Here is a 20,435-nt window from a genome sequence, read left to right on the forward strand (position 1 = left end):
GAGCTCCGATACGAGCGAGAGAGAGTTCCGCGTGTACGCGATCGTGCGCACCGGCGGTCGCCAGCAGAAGGTTTCTGTGGGCGACGTCATCGAGGTTGACCGTATTTCTGACAGCAAGGTCGGCGACAGCGTCGAGCTCTCGACCCTGCTCGTCGTCGACGGTGACGCGGTCACCAGCGACCCCTGGGTCCTGGCGGGCGTGAAGGTCCAGGCCGAGGTGGTGGACCACCACAAGGGCGACAAGATCCGGATCCAGAAGTACAAGAACAAGACCGGGTACAAGAAGCGCATCGGCCACCGCCAGCTGCACACCGCGCTGAAGGTCACCGACATCCCCGCCCCGGCCAAGAAGTAAGGACTGAGGAGAGATGGCACACAAGAAGGGCGCATCGTCCACCCGGAACGGTCGCGACTCCAACCCGCAGTATCTCGGCGTGAAGCGCTTCGGCGGTCAGGTCGTCAACGCGGGTGAGATCCTGGTCCGCCAGCGCGGCACCCACTTCCACCCGGGCAAGGGCGTCGGCCGCGGCGGCGACGACACCCTGTTCGCGCTGGACGCGGGTGCGGTGCAGTTCGGCACCCACCGCGGCCGCAAGGTCGTCAACGTCGTACCCGCTGCCAAGTAAGCAGCCGGACGGCACACTCTCCACACCCGAGGGCGGACCTCCTTCTCCCGTATGTTCGGCATATGCCTGCGTACGGGAAACGGGTCCGCCCTCGGTGCGTAGTACACCCCCCTCAGCACGCCTTGGAGGCACACCCCTATGACCACCTTCGTGGACCGCGTCGAGCTGCATGTCGCCGCGGGTAACGGTGGGCACGGTTGCGCCTCCGTGCACCGGGAGAAGTTCAAGCCGCTCGGCGGCCCCGACGGCGGCAACGGCGGGCGCGGCGGCGACGTGGTCTTCGTCGTCGACCCGGACGTGACCACGCTGCTCGACTACCACCACAGTCCGCACCGCAAGGCCACCAACGGCCGGCCCGGCGAGGGTGGGCACCGCTCCGGGCAGGACGGCACGGACCTGGTGCTGGCGGTGCCGGACGGTACCGTCGTCCTGAACAAGCGCGGCGAGGTGCTGGCCGACATGGTCGGCGCCGGCACCACCTTCATCGCGGGGCGGGGCGGCCGCGGCGGCCTCGGCAACGCGGCGCTGGCCTCCGCACGGCGCAAGGCCCCCGGCTTCGCGCTGCTGGGCGAGCCCGGTGAGGAACGGGACGTCGTCCTGGAGCTGAAGACCGTCGCCGATGTCGCGCTCGTCGGTTACCCGAGTGCGGGCAAGTCCTCGCTGATCTCGGTGCTCTCCGCCGCCAAACCGAAGATCGCCGACTACCCCTTCACCACGCTGGTGCCCAACCTCGGCGTGGTCACGGCCGGGAGCTCCGTCTACACCATCGCGGACGTGCCGGGGCTGATCCCCGGCGCCAGCGAGGGCAAGGGGCTCGGGCTGGAGTTCCTGCGGCACGTCGAGCGCTGCTCCGTGCTGGTCCATGTGCTGGACTGCGCCACGCTGGAGACCGACCGCGACCCCGTCTCCGACCTGGACGTCATCGAGGCCGAGCTGGCCCGCTACGGCGGCCTGGAGGACCGGCCGCGCGTCGTCGTCCTCAACAAGACGGACATCCCCGAGGGCAAGGACCTGGCCGACATCATCCGGCCCGATCTGGAGGAGCGCGGCTTCCCTGTCTTCGAGGTCTCCGCCGTCTCCCGGCAGGGCCTCAAGGAGCTGTCCTACGCGCTGGCGGGTCTGGTGGACCAGGCCCGCGCCGCCCGTCCCGCGCAGGAGTCCACCCGTGTCGTCATCCGCCCCAAGGCCGTCGACGACGCGGGCTTCACGGTGACCCGCATCGAGGAGGGCTTCTTCCGGGTGCGCGGCGAGAAGCCCGAACGCTGGGTGCGGCAGACCGACTTCAACAACGACGAAGCCGTCGGATATCTCGCCGACCGCCTCGCTCGCCTCGGCGTCGAGGAGGAGCTGCTGAAGGCGGGCGCCCGCGAGGGCGACGGCGTCGCCATCGGCGACGAGGACAACGCCGTCGTCTTCGACTGGGAGCCCACCATGGTCACCGGTGCCGAGATGCTCGGCCGCCGGGGCGAGGACCACCGCATGGACGCCCCCCGTCCGGCAGCCCAGCGCCGCCGCGACCGCGAGGCGGAGCGCGACGAAGCCCTGGGTGAGTACGAGGACTTCGACCCGTTCGAGTAAGAGGGCCGCGCCCCGAAGGGGCGCGGGGAACGGCGCGACAAGCCACGACGAACCCGCAGCCTGTAAGCGCCAGTCAGGGGCAGAACCCCTGACCAGCACAGCCGGAAGGGCGAGCCCAGAGGCGCGCCCTAGTGCTCCGGCTGGGGGCTCACTCCCTTGCAGCTGGGGGTGTTGTCGGCGCTGCCGGGCCGCGCCGCGGCCCACACGGCACGAAAGCGCCGCACATAGGCGTCGTGCACCGCCGAGCTGTCGACCTTCATCAGAGCCTCGTCGTTCTTGGTGAGCGCCGGGCCCGAGTAGTTGTGGCTTCCGGTCCACACCACCTTGTTCGCGGCACCCGCGTACCGACCCGAGATCATCAGGGTCTTGGAGTGGATGACCTCCCGTGCCGTCTTAGGGTCGCCGTCGTCGTCATAGTGCAGGCACCGCACAGCGGGGCCGCCAGGTACGTGCAGCGTCTCCCAGGTGCCGGGGGAGCCGGTGCTGTCCTTGCTGTCGGTCTCGGCGTAGACGATGTCGACGGCGCAGCCTTGCCGGCGCAGCGCGGCGAGTTCGTCGGCTACGCCCTGCCGGGTGAGCTTGAACATCGCCAGCCGGACGCTGGTGCGGTGGCTGCCGCGCGCGTCCTTCCAGCGGCAGGTCACGTTGTCCAGGATGCCGCGCACGGTGTCGCCGCCGCTCGGCCGGGGGAAGAAGTAGCCGGTGTAGGGGCCGGCGGCGGCCCGGGTGTAGCGCCAGGTGCGCCAGTTCGCGGCGGCCATCTTGTCGAAGTAGCGGCTGTAGGCCTGGTAGGTGCGGGCCTGGGAGACGACCATCGCGTCGTTCCAGAACTTGGTGTAGTTGCCGGTGGACAGGTTCGAGGACGTCTGCACCACGACGTTTCGTAAGCCGCCGGTACGGGAGAAGAGCCAGAACTTGTTGTGCGCGATGGACGCCCCCGAGCCGGGGTTGCCCAGACAGGACTTCCCCTTCGGGCAGAGCCCGACGAAGGACCGTTTCGCCCGGTCGGTGCCGAGCGCCTTGCGCAGGATCTTGTACGAGCTGCTGGAGGGCATCGTGCTCACACTCGACTCGTCCAGCAGCACCCGCACGTTCACGCGCCGCTTGGCCGAGGTGTGGGCCTTGGCCAGTGCGCGGGCCACCTCGGCGTCCCAGAAGTGGTAGAGGGCCAGCTTGATCGTGGAGCGGGGCGCCGCCGCCTTGATCCGGGCCAGCAGATCGCTGCGGATGGCGCGCTGCTGGGTGGGGGTGCCGTTGGGCAGGTTGAAGACGGGACCGGTGCCGGGAGAGGCGGCTGCGGCGGGGGAGGGGGTGGCGAGGTGGATTCCCGCCACCAGGAGCAGAGCGAGTGGTGTTGCGGCGGTTCTCAGGCGTGTCACGTGCGTCCCCTCCTGGCTGGTGGTGCGGAACCCGGCGGATGGTGCCTACCGGGTCGCCAGCGAGCGTAGGGACGCGGGGCCGGGCTTTCAGCCGTATGCGTCAGGTCCTGGGACGGATGGGACGGAAGTGACGCAGACATACGGAAGGGCCCCGGGAGGTGAATTCCTCCCGGGGCCCCGCACCGTCATGTGCTTCCGTGCGCCGGTGTGCTGCGCATGCGCCGCCCGAACGAGTGGCCCCGCCCAAACGGTGGTCACGCGGTGGCGGTGCTGCCTATGTCGGCACCGCATCCTCCGGATCCGCCGTCGTCGGCGCCTCCATCTCGGCCTCCTCGGCGGCCTCTTCCATCTCCCGCTGGCCGGGGATCTCGGCCGTACGCCGTGCGACACGGGTGTTGCGGGCCTCGGCCTCGGCCGCCAGCTCCAGCCCGGCCGCGTTGAAGCGGACGAGCGAAGGCGGATCGGAGGGGCCCAGCAGATGTGTCTTGAGCTCCTTGCGGGCCCGCACCAGGGCGTCCTTCTCCGGGTGGCGCACCGACTCCAGCAGCGCCGGGATCTGCTGAGCGTCGGGGGAGAGCACGGTGCCGGCCCGCACGGTCGGGAAGGTGGCCCGGAACTCCTCCTCGCTCATGCCGCTGGTGTTCGCCACCGCGTACGGCTTCTCGCTGCTGAGGTAGTCGGAGACGACGGAGGAGACGTCCGAGATCAGCAGGTCGGCCTGGTTGAAGCAGGTGAAGATCGCCGGCCGGGGGCCGTCGATGATCTGGTGCTCCCACTCCGGGAACGACGCCCAGTAGGCCGCCTCCCACGCCTCTGTCGCGGCCCGCACCCGTTCGGCGTTGCCCTCCTCGGGTGTGCCCTGGATCTTCATCCGCTCCATCTCGTCCGCGCTGCGGCGGAACGCGGTGGTGGACACCCGGTCCAGCTCCGTGGTGCGGCGCTCCAGCTCCGCGACCGCCTCCGTGCTGCGCCGCGCACCGCCGCGAGCCGCGTTGGCCTGCGTGATCAGTGCGCGGATGCGCTGGTCGGCGGCGCCCGCGCGGGGGTCGACCGAGCCGGTCATCGGGTGCGGCTTGTAGAGCAGCCGTACCTTCGGGTCCGCCAGCAGGGCCTTGACGATGTTCTCGCCGGCCAGCCGGACCGAGGTGTTGCCCGGGTTGCCGTCCCAGCCCTCCCAGGTGGGCGCGTACAGCACCGTCGTGTAGTCGCTCTTCGGCGCCGCGGCGCGCTCGTCGGCGTGCTGGATGGGGCTCAGCTGCGGGCGGCCCACCTCCACCACGTCCTTGTCGTCGACCCCGACCTCGGCGAGCTGGTACCGCTCACGTGCTGCTTCTCCGGCGACCCACACCTGGTCGTACGCCTTGGCGTAGGGGTTGCAGGAGGAGAGCTTGTCGGACTCGCCGTGGTTGATGAAGGCGTGCTTGAGGGTGGGGATGCGCAGCACCTGGGAGGTCTTGCCGGAGTTGGCCGGGTGCAGCAGCACCTTGAGCGTGGAGTGCTCCAGCCGCATCAGGTGGGCGACCTTGGGGATGCAGACGATCGGGATGTCGGTGGCGTCGATCTTCTGCACCATGAACCGCTCCCGCAGCACGATCAGCGGCCTGCCGTCCAGCTGGGCCAGGGTGCTCAGCCACATGTTCGCCTGGTACGCGGAGGTGGCGCCGCCCGAGAAGTACATGCCGATGGTCGGCCTGTACTGCGCCAGCCACTTGTCCAGCCACGCCAGCACGTCCTGCTCGCTCTTGGAGCGCTTCTTGGGCAGTAGCCAGGTGCCCAGATACACAGCGCTGCTCAGCGACAGCAGCAGGGTGCAGCTGACGCCGATCAGACCCCACTCCTGCGCCGACAGCCCGGCGCTGAGCATCAGCCCCAGGGTGCCGGGGATCGAGAAGCGCAGCAGCCTGCGGCTGGGCTGGCGGGCCAGCAGCCGGGACGGCGCGTTGGTGAGGTGCAGCGCCGAGGTGTCGATGTTGCGCGTGACGACCGGCAGGGTGCGGGTGCGGCGCACCAGCTGGGCCACCGCCTGGCACAGGAAGTGCGCGGCGTACGCGGCCAGCAGCAGCAGGGTGAGCGGGCGCTCGATGTCCGGCGGGACCTCGGGGATGCGCACCAGGCCGATGACGACCAGCATGTCGCGCAGCAGCTGTCGCGTGGTGACGTCGAAGCGGACCTTCCCGAGCAGCGCCAGCAGCCCGGGCTGCTTGTGCGTCAGGTACAGGTCGAGGGCGAGTCCCGCCAGCGAGGCGGCGACGAAGACGGGCACGTTCGGTAGCAGCGCGCCCGCGAGCTGCACGGTGTAGAACACCGCGAGCGCGAGCAGGGCCGCGAGCTGCACGGCGCGTCGTGTGGAGAGTCCGGCAGAGGGCACGGGCTGGGCTCCTGGCATGGAGATCGTGGTTCGAAGGAACAGGGCTTGAGGGATGGCCGGTGGCGGTGGCCAGTGGTCGACCACTGACCGTATGACGCCCGTGGGTCAAGTGACAATCTTCGTCGTCCCCGGATACGTGCTTACCTGGTCAAAGGTAACCATCCGCACCCGTCCGTTGCGCGAAACGGATGAGCGGAGCGGACCGGCGCTGACGTAGATTGCGACACAGGACAGACGGCGGGTCACGGGCCACGGGCGCACAGCGGCGCCCCTCGGCCGGCCGCGGCGGGACAGGCGCGAGGGGTACGTACGGGCGTGACAGGAGACAGGGGAACAGGCCGCGTGGCCGACGCCGCGGGACAGGGCGCGCATCCGGGGGGCGGCAGAGGCAGCAACACCGATTCGGTCACGGAGAGTGCACAAGTGGGCCGTCAGGCCGTGCGGGAGGCGCGCCGCGTCGTCGTCAAGGTCGGCTCCTCCTCGCTGACCACCGCGACTGGCGGACTGGACGCCGACCGGGTGGACGCCCTCGTCGACGTCCTCGCCAAGCACATCGACGCCCGGCACGCCGACACGCGCGCCGGCACCGAGCAGACCGCGCTCCCCGGCCGCGAGATAGTGCTGGTCTCCTCCGGCGCCATCGCCGCCGGGCTGGCGCCGCTGGGGCTGGCCAAGCGCCCCCGCGACCTGGCCCGCCAGCAGGCAGCGGCGAGCGTCGGCCAAGGGTTGCTGGTGGCCCGCTACACGGCCTCCTTCGCGCGCTACGGGCGGCGCGTCGGCCAGGTGCTGCTGACCTCGGACGACACCAGCCGGCGTGCCCACTACCGCAACGCCTACCGCACCCTGGACCAACTGCTGGCCATGGGCACCGTCCCGGTCGTCAACGAGAACGACACGGTGGCCACCGACGAGATCCGCTTCGGCGACAACGACCGGCTCGCCGCGCTCGTCGCCCACCTGGTCCGCGCCGACCTGCTGGTCCTGCTCTCCGATGTGGACGGCCTCTACGACGGCAACCCCGCCACCCCCGGCACCCGCCGCATCGCCGAGGTGCGCGGCCCCGCCGATCTGGAGGGCGTCGACATCGGCAGCGCGGGCAGCGCGGGGGTGGGCACCGGCGGGATGGTCACCAAGGTCGAGGCGGCCCGGATCGCGGCCGGCGCCGGAGTGCCCGTCGTGCTGACCTCCGCCGTGCACGCGGCCGACGCGCTGGCGGGCCGGGAGACGGGCACGTACTTCCACCCGACCGGGCGGCGCGCCGCCGGGCGTCTGCTGTGGCTCGCGCACGCCTCCACGCCCACCGGCGCGCTCACGCTGGACGACGGCGCCGTGCGGGCCGTCGTGGACCGCCGTACCTCGCTGCTGCCCGCCGGTATCGCCGGGGTGGAGGGTGACTTCTCGGCGGGCGACCCGGTGGAGCTGAGGGACACCGCGGGGCGGGCGGTGGCACGCGGACTGGTGAACTTCGACGCCAGGGAGCTGCCGCGGCTGCTCGGCCGCACCACGCACGAGCTGGCCAAGGAGCTGGGCCCGGCCTACGAGCGCGAGGTCGTCCACCGGGACGACCTCGTGCTGCTGAGCGGCTGAACGACGCCGCCCGCTGAGCGCCGCATGGCGCCGCCTGCTCCGCGGCTGATCGGTGCTGTCTGCTGCGCTTCTGATTCGGGCCGGACAGGAAGCCGGACAGGAAAAAGTCCAGCCTTTCCACGGACACCTTCCGCAAAACGGCCCCGCGCTCGCCCTCGGGCTGGTCAACTTTGACGCGGGCGATACGTGCGGCACGTGCACCCGCACGTGCACGCACCGTCCCGACGGCAGCACCGACAGCCACCGAGCAGCACCGACACACGAGCAGCACCACGGACACGAGCAGCAGCAACCGGACAACGCAGCAGCAGCACCACTCCAGGAGGCCACCGGTGAGACGACTGGCCAGCGTCGACATGGCGTCTTCTCCCCAGCCCGAGGAACGAGTCGGCTCCCGGCTCTGGCACATCACGCTGAGCGTCGCGGGGCGGGAGGCACCGCTGGCCGACGTACGGCGCGCGCTCGAACAGCTCGCCCACGACCATCCGTTCCTGTTGACCAGCCGCTACGCCAACGACCACGCCGAGATCCGCTACTGGGAGGAGGCCCATGACCTGCACGACGCCGCCGCCGTGGCGCTGCGGCTGTGGGGCGAGCACCGGGCTTCGGCAAAGCTGCCGCCCTGGGAGATCGTGGGGCTCGAAGTGATCGGCCGGGAGACCTTCCAGCAGCGCGTCGCCGAGGGCTACGGTCCGCCACCCGCCAGCCCGATGGGGGTGCACCCGTTCTGAGGGCGCCGGGTTCCGACGGCACCGGTCGCGGCGGCACCGGTTTTGGCGGCACGGGTTCGGCGGCACCGGGTCCCGTCGGCGCCGGTGCGGCCCCCTTCCGAGCGGTCCTGCTGAGACGCCGAGGCGGCCCGCCGGGTGCCCCGGCTACCATGCGCGCCATGAGCGCATCCGAGACCCCGGAGTCCCCCGTCCGTCAGGCGGCCCGCCGCGCGCGGACTGCGGCAGCCGACCTCGCCCCGGCCCCCCGCACCACCCGTGACAGCGCGCTGCTGGCCATCGCCGACGCGCTCACGGCCCGGACGGACGAGATCGTCGCCGCGAACGCCGACGACGTCGCCAAGGCGCGCGCCGCCGGGACGGCCGAAGCCGTCGTCGACCGGCTCACCCTCACCCCCGAGCGGGTCGAGGCCATCGCCTCCGACGTCCGCGACGTGATCGCGCTGCCCGACCCGGTGGGCGAGGTGCGGCGCGGCTCGACGCTGCCCAACGGTCTGGAGCTGCGCCAGGTGCGGGTCCCGCTGGGCGTCGTCGGAATCATCTACGAGGCCCGCCCGAACGTCACCGTCGACGCCGCCGCGCTCTGCCTCAAGTCCGGCAACGCGGTGCTGCTGCGCGGCTCGTCGTCCGCTCACGCCTCCAACACGGCACTGGTCGCCGTACTGCGCGATGCCGTCGAGAAGGCGGGACTGCCCGCCGATGTGGTGCAGTTGGTGCCCGGCGAGGGCCGGGAGAGCGTCACCGAGCTGATGCGCGCCCGGGGCCTGGTGGACGTGCTGATTCCGCGCGGCGGCGCCTCGTTGATCCAGACCGTGGTGGAGCAGTCCACCGTCCCCGTCATCGAGACCGGCACCGGCAACTGCCACGTCTATGTGGACGAGCGCGCCGACATCGACACCGCGCTCGCCATCCTCGTCAACTCCAAGGCCCAGCGCCCCAGCGTCTGCAACGCAGCGGAGACCGTCCTGGTGCACGCCAAGATCGCCGACGCCTTTCTGCCGCGTGCCCTCGAGGCGCTCGCCGAGGCGGGCGTCACCGTGCACGGGGACGACGCCTGGCAGACGGCGGCCGGCGCCTCCGGGCGGACGGTGCTGCCGGCCACCGAGGAGGACTGGGCGAGCGAGTACCTCTCGTACGACATCGCAGCCGCCGTGGTGCCCTCGCTGGACGCCGCCGTGGAGCACATCCGCGCCTGGTCCTCCGGGCACACCGAGGCGATCGTCACCGGCGACACCGCCGCGGCCCGCCGCTTCACGGCACTCGTGGACTCCGCCGCCGTCATGGTCAACGCCTCCACCCGGTTCACGGACGGCGCCCAGTTCGGCTTCGGCGCCGAGATCGGGATCTCCACCCAGAAGCTGCACGCCCGCGGTCCCATGGGTCTGCCGGAGCTGACCTCCACGAAGTACGTGGTCACCGGGGACGGTCACATCAGGGAGTGAACGGCACCGATTTTCTGCCCGGTTCCCAGTTCCCATCAGCCCTGCCCAAATTGACCGCATAGGTCTACGCTGGATCGCGTGCCGGACGACGTGGGGGGCAGGCCGTTCCCGGACGGCGAGGAGCCCGAGTACCGCGACCACGGGGCGGCGGACGACGAGTTCGCCTCCGTGGTACTCGACGAGGACTTCGTACGCGCCGCCGAGGTCCATGAGCCGAGCGCGGCCGAACGGATACTCGCCTCCGCCCAGTCGCACGCGGAGCTCACGGAGAACGAGAACCTCCGCTCCGCCGAGGACGGCGTCGGCCGCGCACGCGGCGAGGGCGAGCTCCCGCACGACGACCTCACCGAGGCCGACGACCCCTTCTACGACGACCCGGACGACGACGAGGGCCGCTTCGACCGCTCCGACTACCGCGTGGAGTACGAAGGCACCGACGGCCTCCCGCCGGAGCTGGACCCGGCCTACGAGCACGGCGCCGACTTCGGATACCCGCACGGCGCCCATGGCCGGTACACGCCGCACGGCGGCGGCGCGCGCCCCTACCGCGGTCACCGCAGCTGGCAGCGGCCCGTCGCCTGGGTGCTCGCCGTGGTGATGGGCATCGGCATGGTGGCCCTCGCCTTCTCGGCCGTCTACCGGGGCACCTCCAACCAGCGGCAGGACCCCACCCCGCCACCGGCCACCACCGGCGTCGACCGCGAAGGACCGGGCGCCCTGCCCACCGTCTCCGTGGAGCCCCCCGGCGGCTGAGCACCGTCGGCAGGGGCCGGAAGCGGCCTGTCGCGGTAGGCGGAACAGGCCGCTGGGATTCCCGCAAGTTGGCCGGGGCCACGCCGTTCACGCCCGCCCGGTCGGTCCTACCCTGTCCTTATGGCCGGGCGAGTGGATCCTCCCGACGGGACGCCCGACGGCGGCGGTCCCAACGGCGGCGACGACGAATACCGATCGCTGGTGTTCGACGAGTCGTTCATCAAGGCTGCGCGGCTCCAGGAGTTCTCGGCGCGTGAGCGCCTGCAGGACGAGGAGCACGCCGCTGTCCGCGCCCGCCCCGAGGCGGAGCGCCGCAGCAGAACGGGCCTGGGCTTCTCCCGGCAGGGGCTGATCCTGGTGCTGCTGATCGCCCTGGCCTTCGGCACCGCCATCTACATGGGCATACGGAATCCGTACCGGTCCCCGGCGCGGGCCGGCGCGGAGCCCCTGCACAGCGAAATGCTGCCGCTGGCGCCCACCGGCCGGGTCCCCGGCAGCACCCCGGCGGACCTGTTCGAGAACAGCCCTGCCGACCGGTTCGCGAAGGGGGCCGATGGAGTGGCACTGCCACCCGTTCGGAGTAGCGACCACTTCTCGGAGAGTCAGGTACTTGCCGCGCTCACCATGGCCAAGGAGTACGTGGTGCAAAGCTCGCTCGACCCCCAGGTGGTCGCCGGCGGCGCCGTGCGGCCGGTGCGGGTGCTGCTCAACCCCCGCCAGCAGCGCCAGTTCGACCGGAGCGTCGACAAGCCGCGCAGCGACGGTCGGCACGCCGCCACGGCCTGGATGGTGCGCCTCGACACCGACAAGGCCGCGCTGGCCAGCTCGAAGGTACGGGTCGACGGCACGCTTGCCGTGCAGGAGGTCGGGGACGGCCTGGAGGTGACGGCCGACCACGTCTTCGTCTACGCCGTACGCCCCGCCGACGCGAAGAAGGGTGCGAAGGCCCGCAAGAGCGCCTCCCTCTTCTCCGTCCGCAGGGAGGTGCGCTTCCGCTTCGAGCGCGAGGACCTGCGCGACCATCAGGTCAACGTGCGGCAGGTCGCCATGCGCGCCGGCCCGATGGACTGCGGCGGGGACTCCTCCGACGTGCTGACCCCGCTGCTTGCCGGCGAGCGCGCCAAGGACGCGGGAAAGGCGGGGACCGACCCGTACGAGCGGGGCCGGTCCGCCGCCTCGATGTGCGGGCTGCTGGCGTCTAGCGCTCAGCCGAGCCCGGACCATCCTTCCCGTTCGAGCCGTTAGCCCGGCCGTTTCCGCCGTTCCCCTCGCTTCCGCCGTCCTGACCCCCGGAGCCGCCCCGGCCGCCGGTGAAGGTGTCGCGCAGCCTGCCCCCGACGTCACCGACACCGCCCGCCAGGTCGCGCACGAAGCCCATCAGCGGGTCCTTGCTGTTGCGCACCGACTCGGTGTAGTGGTTCGCCGACTCCCGGAACGAGTCCCGGACCGAGGTGTCCTGGTCCTCCGTGCGCTTCGGGTAGTGGCCGTCCATGATCCGCTGGAAGTCGCGGCTGGCCTCCCACTTCTTCAGCTCCGCGGCCCGCACGGTGGTGAAGGGGTGGGAGCGCGGCAGCACGTTCATTATCTTCAGCACGGAGTCGCGCAGATCGCCGCCCGCCTCGTACTCGTCGGCCTGTGCCAGGAAGGCGTCGACATTCATCTCGTGCAGGTGGTTGCCGCCGGCCAGCTTCATCAGCCCGCGCATCGACGCATGCAGATCCTGCCCCACCAGCAGCCCGGCGCGGTCGGCCGACAGCTCCGACTTGCGGAACCACTCGCGCAGCGCCGTCACCAGCGCCATGACAGCGACGTTCCCCAGCGGGATCCACGCGACCTTGAACGCCAGGTTGGACAGGAACAGCAGTATCGTCCGGTAGACCGCGTGGCCGGAGAGCGCGTGCCCGACCTCGTGGCCGACCACCGCGCGCATCTCCTCCTCGTCCAGGAGCTCGACCAGGCCGGTGGAGAGCACGATGATCGGCTCGTCCATACCGACGCACATCGCGTTGGGCTTCGGGTCCTGGGTGACGTACATCGGCGGGATCTTCTCCAGATCCAGGATGTAACAGGCGTCCCGCAGCATCGCGTTGAGGTGGGCGAACTGCTGGTCGCTGACCCGCACCGAGTCGGAGAGGAACAGCAGCCGCATGCTGCGCTCGGGCAGCAGGCCGCTCAGTGCCTTGACCGCGGTGTCGAACCCGCTCAGCTTGCGCAGCGCGACCAGGGCCGAGCGGTCCGTCGGGTGCTCGTACGCGCGTGACGAGATGCCCTCAAAACGCCGCCTCTCGCGGCCCGGCAGGCGCTCCGTGCCGCCTGTGCCGTCTGTCATCGTGTTTCCCCCTCATCGACTGGGCTGTCCACACTAGAGGGTGGGACGCGGAGCGGGGCCTTCCCGTTGCGTTCCGGATGAGTCGGGGTGAGGCGCCGGAGGGTCCCCGCTTACGATGTGGCTGCGCACCTCCGCGTCGCGCCGGTGTGTCCACCGGTCCGCGGCGAGGGACCAGCGCACGCCAACTGTCCGCGCCTCGAGGGATAGGTTCCGCCGACGATGACTCTGCCCAGCACCGCACATGCCACCCTGCTGACCCTCGCCTCCGGGGGCGAGCACGGTGAGGGCGGTCAGCACGAGAGCCTGAGCCCGTATCTGACCGGCGGCGGTGCGCTCCTCGCGCTGATGCTGCTGCTGTGGATCACCACCCGCTTCAACCGGGACCGCTGAGCGTAGAGTCGTCCCGCATGGGAGAGGACATAGTGCCCGGGACCGGTAAGCGGCGGCTCGGTGTGATGGGTGGGACCTTCGACCCCATCCACCATGGCCACCTGGTGGCCGCGAGCGAGGTGGCGGCGCGCTTCCACCTCGACGAGGTGGTGTTCGTACCGGCGGGGCAGCCGTGGCAGAAGAGCCACAAGCAGGTCTCGCCGGCCGAGGACCGCTATTTGATGACGGTCATCGCGACGGCGTCGAACCCGCAGTTCTCGGTCAGCCGCATCGACATCGACCGCGGCGGCAAGACGTACACGATCGACACGCTGCGCGAGCTCGCCGAGGCCAATCCGGACACCGACCTGTTCTTCATCACCGGTGCCGACGCGCTCTCGCAGATCCTCAGCTGGCGCAACACCGAAGAGCTCTTCTCACTGGCCCACTTCATCGGCGTCACCCGTCCGGGCCATGCGCTGGCCGACCCCGGGCTGCCGCAGGGCGGTGTCTCACTGGTGGAGGTCCCGGCGCTGGCCATCTCCTCCACGGACTGCCGCGCACGGGTGGAGCGCGACGACCCGGTCTGGTACCTGGTGCCGGACGGTGTGGTGCGGTACATCAGCAAGCGCGCGCTGTACCGGGGCGGCACGGAGGGGGACCCGCGAGCGTGAGCGACGGCTACGGATACGACCCGTACGGCCCGCAGCCCGAGATCATCGGCTACGACGAGTACGGCAGGCCCGTATACCGCAGGCAGGAAGCGCCGCAGGAGGGCACCTACGCCGGACAGGACCCGTACCCGGCGTACGACCCGTATGCCCAGGCCGCCCAGCCCCCCGGGCAGCAGCAGACCGGCTACGACCCCTATGCGGGCCATCCGGAGCAGCAGGGCGGCTACTACGACGCGTACGGCTCATACGACCAGTACGCGCAGCAGCAGGCCCCCCAGCAGCAGACCCCGCAGCAGACCGCGCCCTACGCCGCACCGCAGCCGCAGCAGCAGCCGGACTGGGTCCCCACCCAGGGCCGGCCGCCGCAGCAGGAGCAGTACGGGGCCTACGAGCCCTACGAGCAGCCGGGGCAGCCCGGACGGCCCGGCGAGCCCGCACAGCCGGACCCGTCCGAGCGGCCGGCGACCGGGGAGCCGACGGCACAGGCCGGGAGCAGCGCCGCTCCCGGCCGGGCCGAGGCGTCCTCCGGCGCGGAGGGCGAGTACCACACCGAGCAGTTCTCGTTCGTGGAGGAGACCAGCGACGACTCCGAGGACGTCATCGACTGGCTCAAGTTCACCGAGAGCCGTACCGAGCGCCGCGAGGAGGCCAGACGCAAGGGACGCAACCGCGTCGTCGCGCTGGTCGTCGTCCTCGCGCTGCTGCTGGTGGGCGGCGTCGGCTACCTGTGGCACGCGGGCATGCTGCCGGGCATCGGCGACGACGCGGGCCCGGGCGGCGCCGCAGTGGGTGAGCAGCGGAACGTGATCGTGGTGCACCTGCGCGAGCGCGGTGACGCCAGCTCGACGGCGCTGCTCGTCGACAACGAGGGCGCGGGCGAGGGCTCCACCGTGCTGCTGCCCAACTCGCTGGCCGTCTCCACGGAGGACGGCACCACGACGACGCTGGGCAAGTCGGTGGAGGACCGGGGCGCCGGACCCACCCGTGACGCGCTGAACACCCTGCTCGGCTCCGGCATCAAGGGCACCTGGCGGCTGGACACCCCCTACCTGGAGAACCTGGTCGAGCTGGTCGGCGGTATCGCCCTGGACACCGACACCACCGTGCCCGGTGCGAAGAAGGGCGAAGGGCCGCAGGTCGAGCAGGGCAGCAAGCAGGACCTGGACGGCCGCGCCGCCGTCGCCTACGCCACCTACCGCGCCGAGGGCGAGCCCCAGGCCAAGCAGCTCGCCCGGTTCGGGCAGGTCATGCAGGCGGTGCTCAAGAAGCTCTCCAGCGACGCGGAGGCGGCCACCAAGACGGTCGAGTCCCTCGGCCAGATCCCCGATCCTTCACTGTCCGAGTCCCAGCTGGGTGCCTCGCTGGCCCAGCTGGCGAACCACGCGAAGCAGGGTGACTACCGCACCCGGACGCTCCCCGTGCGGGCCGACGGGACCCTCAGCCCGCAGGTCAGCGAGCAGATCGTCAAGAAGGTGCTCGGCGGCAACGTCAAGAACTCCGACCCCGACGCGGCGCCCCGGGTGAGCCTGAAGAACGCCACCGGTGAGCGCGGCCTGGACAACGCGGCCTCCGCGGCGCTGGTCAACGGCGGCTACACGGTCGTCAAGGGCGGCAGCGCCGCCACCCGCACCAGGTCGCTGGTGACCTACGCCGACGCCGCGAAGAAGGCCAAGGCCGAAGAGGTCGCCAAGACGCTGGGGCTGCCCGGCAGCGCGGTCCGCAAGGCCGAGGGCGCCGCCAACGCGGACGTCACGGTGCTGCTGGGAGCCGATTACCGGGGCTGAGGCGTGGTCTACGACGACGAGGGCCGGCCGTGGCGCACACCGGGCGGTCGGCCCGGCGACATGGGCCGAAATCCGGTCGCGCGGCCGTGAGACCCTGGAAGACGAGATGTTTCCGATCCGAAAGCCTTGCCTGTGACCGCCACGGACCGTTCCCTCGAGCTGATCAACACCGCCGCCCAGGCGGCGGCCGACAAGCTCGCGCACGACATCGTCGCCTACGACGTCAGCGACGTGCTCGCCATCACCGACGCCTTCCTGCTCGCCTCGGCACCCAACGACCGGCAGGTCAAGGGCATCGTCGACGAGATCGAAGAGCGGCTGAACAAGGAGCTGGACGCCAAGCCCGCCCGCCGCGAGGGCGAGCGCGACGGCCGCTGGGTGCTCCTCGACTACGTCGACATCGTCGTCCACGTCCAGCACAGCGAGGAGCGGGTCTTCTACGCTCTGGAGCGGCTGTGGAAGGACTGCCCCGAGCTGGAGCTGCCCGAGGAGGCCAAGGCCACCCGTGGCAAGGCCGCCGAGCACGCGAACGCGGTGGCCGCGGGCGACGAGCAGCTGCCCGAACCGGCGGACGAACTGGACGGAGAACTGCGCTGAACGGCACGGGGGCGGTACGGAACCGCAAGATCGTTCTCTGGCGGCACGGCCAGACTGCCTGGAACCTGGAGCGGCGCTTCCAGGGCAGTACGGACATTCCGCTCACCGATGCCGGCCTCGACCAGGCACGACGTGCCGCACGGCTGCTGGCGGCGCTGAGGCCCGATGCGATCGTCGCCTCCGATCTGCAGCGCGCCGCGGCCACCGCGGCGGAGCTGGCCGCACTCACCGGGCTGGACATCTCCCAGGACGAGGGGCTGCGGGAGACGTACGCGGGCGAGTGGCAGGGCCTCACCCACGAGGAGATCGTCGCCCGCTACGGCGAGCAGTACGCCGCCTGGAAGCGCGGCGAGCCGGTGCGCCGGGGCGGCGGTGAGCTGGAGACCGAGGTCGCTGAGCGGGCCGCGCCCGTGGTGGAGCGCGCCGTGGAGAAGCTGCCGGACGGTGGCACGCTCGTCGTCGTCAGCCACGGCGGCACCATCCGCACCACCATCGGTCGGCTCATCGGGCTGCCGCCCACCACCTGGGAGTCGCTGGGGGGTCTGTCCAACTGCAGCTGGTCCGTGCTGGGTGAGACGGTGCGTGGCTGGCGGCTGCTGGAGCACAACGCGGGCAGCCTGCCCGAGCCGGTGCTCGGCGACGACGACTGAGCCGGGCCGTGGGGCGGACGACGGGGACGGGCCGCGGCATCGGCGCCGTCGAAGGGCGGCGGACGGCCGGATTTCTCATTTGGCCTGGCCACCCGCTAAGCTGCTTCTCGTTCGCGGCGCTCCGGCGCCGGTCCTCGGGGCTATAGCTCAGTTGGTAGAGCGCTTGCATGGCATGCAAGAGGTCAGGAGTTCGATTCTCCTTAGCTCCACGCGGACCTCTCGGATCCCGTCCTCCTCCCGGAGGGCGGGATCTTTGCTGTGTGCCCGGCCAGGCGCCGCCCCCGGGCGCCCGGGGGCTCAGCCCGGAGCCTGGGCGCTCAGCCTGGCTCCCTGTGCGGTCGGGCCGGGTCCGAGGCGCTCATCTCCCGCGCCACCCGGCGGCTCGCGCGCAGCAGCCGCTCATGTGTCCGGGACAGCGGCTCGGCGTGCTCAGGACAGCCGATCAACGGGTCGTCTATCGTCCGCAGCCGCTCGAGCAGCTGCCCGGTCTCGTCGTCGTGCGGCACATAGGCCACGATCCGGGTCTCGGCCGCGCCACTGATCTGCAGCGAGGTCGAACTGAGCCGCAACTGGCCGACCGAGGCGTGCTGCACCAGCTTGATCCGGGCTCCCGGCGGGGCCACATCGCCGCTGTGCCACAGCTGGGCGAACTCCGCGCTCGCCTCGCACATACGGCCGACGAACTCCTCCCAGGCAGCCTCTCCGACATGGCGGCCGTAGGTGCCGCGGAGCGTGGCCACCATCAACGACAGTTCGGCCTCGCGGTTGAGGAGCGCGCAACAGCACGGCGGCATCACCACGAACTGCTGCCACAGGACATTGCGTTCGGGCTGTCCCACCAGATCGAGGGTCGGAAAGAGATGCCGGTAGCCGGCGTTGGCGGCCAGCACGTCGTACCGGCCGTTGTAGACCACGGCGGGCATCGGGTCCATCGCGTCGAGGATGCGGTGGACCTCGGGGTCGACCGCCTCGGCGATCCGCTCCGGGGACGCTGGATGCGGAACCTCGGCCAGGTGGTACAGATGCTCGCGCTCGGCTTCGTCCAGTCGCAGCGTGCGGGCCACCGCGTCCAGGACCTGCGCGCTCGCGTTGATCGGACGGCCCTGCTCCAGCCATGTGTACCAGGTCACGCCCACCCCCGAGAGCTGGGCGACCTCCTCCCGGCGCAGCCCAGGGGTGCGGCGGCGCGGGCCCGCCGGCATCCCGACATCGGCGGGGGAGACCCGGGCGCGGCGGCTGCGCAGGAACGTGGCCAGCTCGGACCTGCGGCGCCGGGTGGTAGGGCGTGGCGCTCCGGCAGCACTGCGTGCGGCCCTCGGCTCCGTTCCTGTCTCGGCGATGACTGTCACATCCCCCATCGTCGGGGCAGCGCACATCGGCTGCCAGGTGCTGTCAGTACCAGCATTGCCGGGCTCTCGGGATCTTCGACCCGGCCCGGCCAGGCTCTGGGCATGACCTTCGCTCCTTCGTCTTCCGCTTCTCCGCGGCCGGCTGCCGGGACACCGGGGACCCCCGGCAGCCCCACCCCCGGCAGTCGGACCCGTGGCACCGGGCATCCCGCCGTTCGGTATCCCAGTGAAGAGCACGCCACTGACAGTGGCACAGGGACCGCGCGTCCTGGCCCGCGCCCCGGGTGGCTCCTCGCCATCGTGCTCACCGGCCAGTTCATGGCGCTGCTGGACACCTTCATCGTCAACGTGGCCGCCTCCGACCTGCGGGCGGACCTGCACGCCTCGGGCGCGGGGCTGCAACTGGTGGTCGCCGGCTACACCATCGCCTACGCGGTACTGCTGATCACCGGGGCCCGGCTGGGGGCGCTGCTGGGCCACAGCAGGGTCTTCCTGGGCGGTCTCGCCCTGTTCACCGCCGCCTCGCTCGCCTGCGGTCTGGCGGCCGGCACGGGCCAGCTCATCGCCTTCCGGCTGGTGCAGGGCGCGGCCGGTGCCGCGATGCTCCCCCAGGTGCTCAGTCTGATCCAGCGCACCTTCACCGGGCTCGCCCGCACCCGCGCGCTGGGCGCCTACGCCGCCGTGCTCGGCGTCGGCGCCGCGGCGGGCCAGCTGCTGGGCGGAGTGCTGGTCACTGCCGACCTGTTCGGCCTGGGCTGGCGTCCGATCTTCCTGATCAACGTCCCGGTGGGCATCGCACTGCTGTGCCTCGGTCCCTGGCTGATGGGTGTGCGCGGTGAGGCCAGGGGCGGCGACGAGGAGCGGCGCGCCCTGGATCTGCCGGGGCTGGCCCTGCTCGGCGCGGTACTGCTCCTGTTCACCGTCCCGGTGGTGCTCGGACGGGAACAGGGCTGGCCGCTGTGGGGGTGGATATCCCTCGCGCTGTGCGCCGCGCTCGTCCCGGCCTTCGGACGCTACGAGGTGCTGCTCGCCCGGCGCGGCGGCAGGCCTTTGATCTCACCGCTGGTGCTGCGGGCGCCGGGCGTGCCGCTGGCCGTCGTACGCATCTTCTGCATGATGGCCGGCAACGCCGGGTTCGTCCTGGTGCTGATGCTGCATCTGCAAAGTGGCCTGGGGAAGAGCGCGCTGCTGGCGGGGTTGTCGATGGTGCCGACGGCCGGGCTGTTCGCCGTGGTCGGCACGAACTGGCGGCGGCTGCCGCAGTCGTGGCATCCCCGGCTGTCCTCCGCCGGGTTCCTGATCGCCGCCGCCTCGTTCGGCTGGCTGGGCGTGCTGCTGTCGGGCGGCGGTGACGGGGGAGTCCCGCTCTACGTCTGCCTGGCTGCCAGCGGGTTCGGGCTGTCACTGGCGTACAACCCCGTACTGTCGCGCACGCTGGCCGGTGTGCGGCAGAGCGAAGCAGCCGATGCCAGCGGTCTGTTGGTCACCACGGCGCAGCTCGGACTGCTGAGCGGTGTCGCACTGTTCGGCGCCATCTATCTGGAGCACGCGGAACGTACGGCGCCGTCCGCCGCCACCTCGGCCCACGCGCTCACCGTCACCTGTGCGGCGCTGGTCGCCGGAATGCTCATCGGAGCGGTGGCGGGACCGCTGAACGGACTGGTGCGCCGGGTGAGGGGATTGGCCAAGGATCGCTGACCGGCCCTTAGTCCAGCAGCCGGTACGTGGCAGAATCGTGACGGCTGGAAGGGGGAAGGCCAAGGGGGAAGGGGAGGGACGAGTGCGATGTCGGCGACGGTCCTCGACGAGGACGGTTCCGGGTCCGCGCCCACGTGGCCCCCGCCCCGGGCGGAGCACCCGCGGGACGCTCCGTGCAACCTGCAGTGCCCGTCCTGCGGTTCGGCGAACGTCGCCCAAGTGCTCGGCGACAATGGAGGAGTGTCCTACGTGTGCACGGCTTGCGGCCACATCTGGAGCTGACTGAGCGATGGGCGCCCACAGCAGGAAGTGCGACTGGTGCGGCAGCGGCACCCCGATCGTCCGTGACATGGAGCCGGTCAACAGCGCCTACCAGTACTGGTGCGAGGACTGCGCTCGGGCGCTGATCATAAAAGGCGACCCGATCGAGACCTATCGGGAGCTGGACGGCGAGCCGATTTACGGCCGCCTGCTGGAGGCCCACTGCACGCTGAAGCGTTTCTACTCCTTCGCGACGGCCTGAC

The 20,435-nt window shown here is 71.3% G+C and carries 20 protein-coding genes and 1 tRNA gene; 17 read left to right on the forward strand and 4 right to left on the reverse strand.

Annotated elements, in window-relative coordinates:
- The first annotated feature begins 31 nt into the window (after positions 1-31).
- The 3 genes from rplU (at position 32) to obgE (ending at position 2,204) form a co-directional block, all read left to right on the forward strand.
- A complete protein-coding gene (gene rplU / locus JW613_RS09965; protein WP_099880752.1) occupies positions 32-355 on the forward strand; it encodes a 50S ribosomal protein L21 in 324 nt (107 codons plus the stop codon).
- A 13-nt stretch (positions 356-368) separates the two neighbouring features.
- Positions 369-626 (forward strand): 50S ribosomal protein L27, encoded by a 258-nt coding sequence (gene rpmA, locus JW613_RS09970; RefSeq protein ID WP_099880750.1) that lies wholly within the window; start codon positions 369-371, stop codon positions 624-626.
- 138 nt (positions 627-764) lie between these two features.
- Complete coding sequence (gene obgE / locus JW613_RS09975) at positions 765-2,204, forward strand: GTPase ObgE (protein WP_209210364.1); 1,440 nt, start codon at positions 765-767, stop codon at positions 2,202-2,204.
- Between the two features lie 128 nt (positions 2,205-2,332).
- Here obgE and JW613_RS09980 read toward each other — a convergent pair whose 3' ends face one another.
- On the reverse strand, positions 2,333-3,583 hold the full coding sequence (locus tag JW613_RS09980) for a phospholipase D-like domain-containing protein (protein ID WP_209210365.1): 1,251 nt from the start codon (positions 3,581-3,583) through the stop codon (positions 2,333-2,335).
- Positions 3,584-3,857: 274 nt separating this feature from the next.
- A complete protein-coding gene (locus JW613_RS09985; RefSeq protein ID WP_209210366.1) occupies positions 3,858-5,951 on the reverse strand; it encodes a CDP-glycerol glycerophosphotransferase family protein in 2,094 nt (697 codons plus the stop codon).
- A gap of 438 nt (positions 5,952-6,389) precedes the next feature.
- Here JW613_RS09985 and proB point away from each other — a divergent pair, with 438 nt between their 5' ends.
- The 5 genes from proB to JW613_RS10010 all read left to right on the forward strand — a co-directional run bounded on the left by proB (position 6,390) and on the right by JW613_RS10010 (position 11,706).
- A complete protein-coding gene (gene proB / locus JW613_RS09990) occupies positions 6,390-7,538 on the forward strand; it encodes a glutamate 5-kinase (protein WP_209210666.1) in 1,149 nt (382 codons plus the stop codon).
- 356 nt (positions 7,539-7,894) lie between these two features.
- Positions 7,895-8,269, forward strand: a complete 375-nt coding sequence (locus JW613_RS09995) for a DUF8830 family protein (protein ID WP_221506483.1) — start codon at positions 7,895-7,897, stop codon at positions 8,267-8,269.
- 149 nt (positions 8,270-8,418) lie between these two features.
- The gene (locus JW613_RS10000) at positions 8,419-9,708 is read left to right on the forward strand and encodes a glutamate-5-semialdehyde dehydrogenase (RefSeq protein ID WP_372447928.1); all 1,290 of its coding nucleotides are present in this window, start codon (positions 8,419-8,421) and stop codon (positions 9,706-9,708) included.
- Between the two features lie 78 nt (positions 9,709-9,786).
- Positions 9,787-10,461, forward strand: a complete 675-nt coding sequence (locus JW613_RS10005; protein ID WP_209210368.1) for an SCO2584 family spore wall biosynthesis protein — start codon at positions 9,787-9,789, stop codon at positions 10,459-10,461.
- 120 nt (positions 10,462-10,581) lie between these two features.
- Positions 10,582-11,706, forward strand: coding sequence for an SCO2583 family membrane protein (locus JW613_RS10010; protein WP_209210369.1), 1,125 nt, complete (start codon positions 10,582-10,584; stop codon positions 11,704-11,706).
- Here the strand turns inward: JW613_RS10010 and JW613_RS10015 are convergent.
- Positions 11,660-12,790, reverse strand: coding sequence for a M48 family metallopeptidase (locus JW613_RS10015; RefSeq protein ID WP_209210370.1), 1,131 nt, complete (start codon positions 12,788-12,790; stop codon positions 11,660-11,662). The two genes, JW613_RS10010 and JW613_RS10015, sit on opposite strands and share 47 nt — an antisense overlap.
- A gap of 219 nt (positions 12,791-13,009) precedes the next feature.
- Between JW613_RS10015 and JW613_RS10020 the strand changes: the two genes are divergently transcribed.
- The 6 genes from JW613_RS10020 (at position 13,010) to JW613_RS10045 (ending at position 17,073) form a co-directional block, all read left to right on the forward strand.
- On the forward strand, positions 13,010-13,180 hold the full coding sequence (locus JW613_RS10020; protein ID WP_185016833.1) for a hypothetical protein: 171 nt from the start codon (positions 13,010-13,012) through the stop codon (positions 13,178-13,180).
- 17 nt (positions 13,181-13,197) lie between these two features.
- Positions 13,198-13,833: a nicotinate-nucleotide adenylyltransferase gene (gene nadD, locus JW613_RS10025; protein ID WP_099880734.1), complete on the forward strand. Its 636-nt coding sequence runs from the start codon at positions 13,198-13,200 to the stop codon at positions 13,831-13,833.
- Positions 13,830-15,617: an LCP family protein gene (locus tag JW613_RS10030; protein ID WP_209210371.1), complete on the forward strand. Its 1,788-nt coding sequence runs from the start codon at positions 13,830-13,832 to the stop codon at positions 15,615-15,617. Before nadD ends, JW613_RS10030 begins: the two co-directional genes overlap by 4 nt.
- Positions 15,618-15,749: 132 nt before the next feature.
- On the forward strand, positions 15,750-16,214 hold the full coding sequence (gene rsfS / locus JW613_RS10035; protein ID WP_099880730.1) for a ribosome silencing factor: 465 nt from the start codon (positions 15,750-15,752) through the stop codon (positions 16,212-16,214).
- Positions 16,211-16,864: a histidine phosphatase family protein gene (locus JW613_RS10040; protein WP_209210667.1), complete on the forward strand. Its 654-nt coding sequence runs from the start codon at positions 16,211-16,213 to the stop codon at positions 16,862-16,864. Before rsfS ends, JW613_RS10040 begins: the two co-directional genes overlap by 4 nt.
- A 136-nt stretch (positions 16,865-17,000) precedes the next feature.
- Positions 17,001-17,073, forward strand: a tRNA-Ala gene (locus JW613_RS10045).
- A 108-nt stretch (positions 17,074-17,181) separates the two neighbouring features.
- On the opposite strand, the gene JW613_RS10050 is transcribed toward JW613_RS10045, so the two are convergent.
- Positions 17,182-18,222: a helix-turn-helix transcriptional regulator gene (locus JW613_RS10050; RefSeq protein WP_209210372.1), complete on the reverse strand. Its 1,041-nt coding sequence runs from the start codon at positions 18,220-18,222 to the stop codon at positions 17,182-17,184.
- Between the two features lie 291 nt (positions 18,223-18,513).
- Here JW613_RS10050 and JW613_RS10055 point away from each other — a divergent pair, with 291 nt between their 5' ends.
- From JW613_RS10055 to JW613_RS10060, 3 genes are all read left to right on the forward strand, one after another.
- Positions 18,514-19,911, forward strand: a complete 1,398-nt coding sequence (locus tag JW613_RS10055) for an MFS transporter (RefSeq protein WP_307865853.1) — start codon at positions 18,514-18,516, stop codon at positions 19,909-19,911.
- An 87-nt stretch (positions 19,912-19,998) separates the two neighbouring features.
- A complete protein-coding gene (locus JW613_RS35715) occupies positions 19,999-20,193 on the forward strand; it encodes a hypothetical protein (protein WP_245225312.1) in 195 nt (64 codons plus the stop codon).
- Between the two features lie 7 nt (positions 20,194-20,200).
- On the forward strand, positions 20,201-20,434 hold the full coding sequence (locus JW613_RS10060) for a hypothetical protein (protein ID WP_019358162.1): 234 nt from the start codon (positions 20,201-20,203) through the stop codon (positions 20,432-20,434).
- The last annotated feature ends 1 nt before the right edge of the window (position 20,435 follow it).

It is taken from the genome of Streptomyces smyrnaeus, from assembly GCF_017676345.1.
In the GTDB taxonomy this organism is placed as follows: Bacteria; Actinomycetota; Actinomycetes; order Streptomycetales; family Streptomycetaceae; genus Streptomyces; species Streptomyces smyrnaeus.

What these genes read in the sequence shown, in the direction of transcription:
- rpmA (WP_099880750.1), top strand. Translation starts at nt 369, where the DNA reads ATGGCACACAAGAAGGGCGCATCGTCCACCCGGAACGGTCGCGACTCC.
- obgE (WP_209210364.1), top strand. Translation starts at nt 765, where the DNA reads ATGACCACCTTCGTGGACCGCGTCGAGCTGCATGTCGCCGCGGGTAAC.
- JW613_RS09995 (WP_221506483.1), top strand. Translation starts at nt 7,895, where the DNA reads ATGGCGTCTTCTCCCCAGCCCGAGGAACGAGTCGGCTCCCGGCTCTGG.
- JW613_RS10000 (WP_372447928.1), top strand. Translation starts at nt 8,419, where the DNA reads ATGCGCGCCATGAGCGCATCCGAGACCCCGGAGTCCCCCGTCCGTCAG.
- JW613_RS10010 (WP_209210369.1), top strand. Translation starts at nt 10,582, where the DNA reads ATGGCCGGGCGAGTGGATCCTCCCGACGGGACGCCCGACGGCGGCGGT.
- JW613_RS10015 (WP_209210370.1), bottom strand. Translation starts at nt 12,790, where the DNA reads ATGACAGACGGCACAGGCGGCACGGAGCGCCTGCCGGGCCGCGAGAGG.
- JW613_RS10020 (WP_185016833.1), top strand. Translation starts at nt 13,010, where the DNA reads ATGACTCTGCCCAGCACCGCACATGCCACCCTGCTGACCCTCGCCTCC.
- nadD (WP_099880734.1), top strand. Translation starts at nt 13,198, where the DNA reads ATGGGAGAGGACATAGTGCCCGGGACCGGTAAGCGGCGGCTCGGTGTG.
- JW613_RS10050 (WP_209210372.1), bottom strand. Translation starts at nt 18,222, where the DNA reads ATGGGGGATGTGACAGTCATCGCCGAGACAGGAACGGAGCCGAGGGCC.
- JW613_RS35715 (WP_245225312.1), top strand. Translation starts at nt 19,999, where the DNA reads ATGTCGGCGACGGTCCTCGACGAGGACGGTTCCGGGTCCGCGCCCACG.
- JW613_RS10060 (WP_019358162.1), top strand. Translation starts at nt 20,201, where the DNA reads ATGGGCGCCCACAGCAGGAAGTGCGACTGGTGCGGCAGCGGCACCCCG.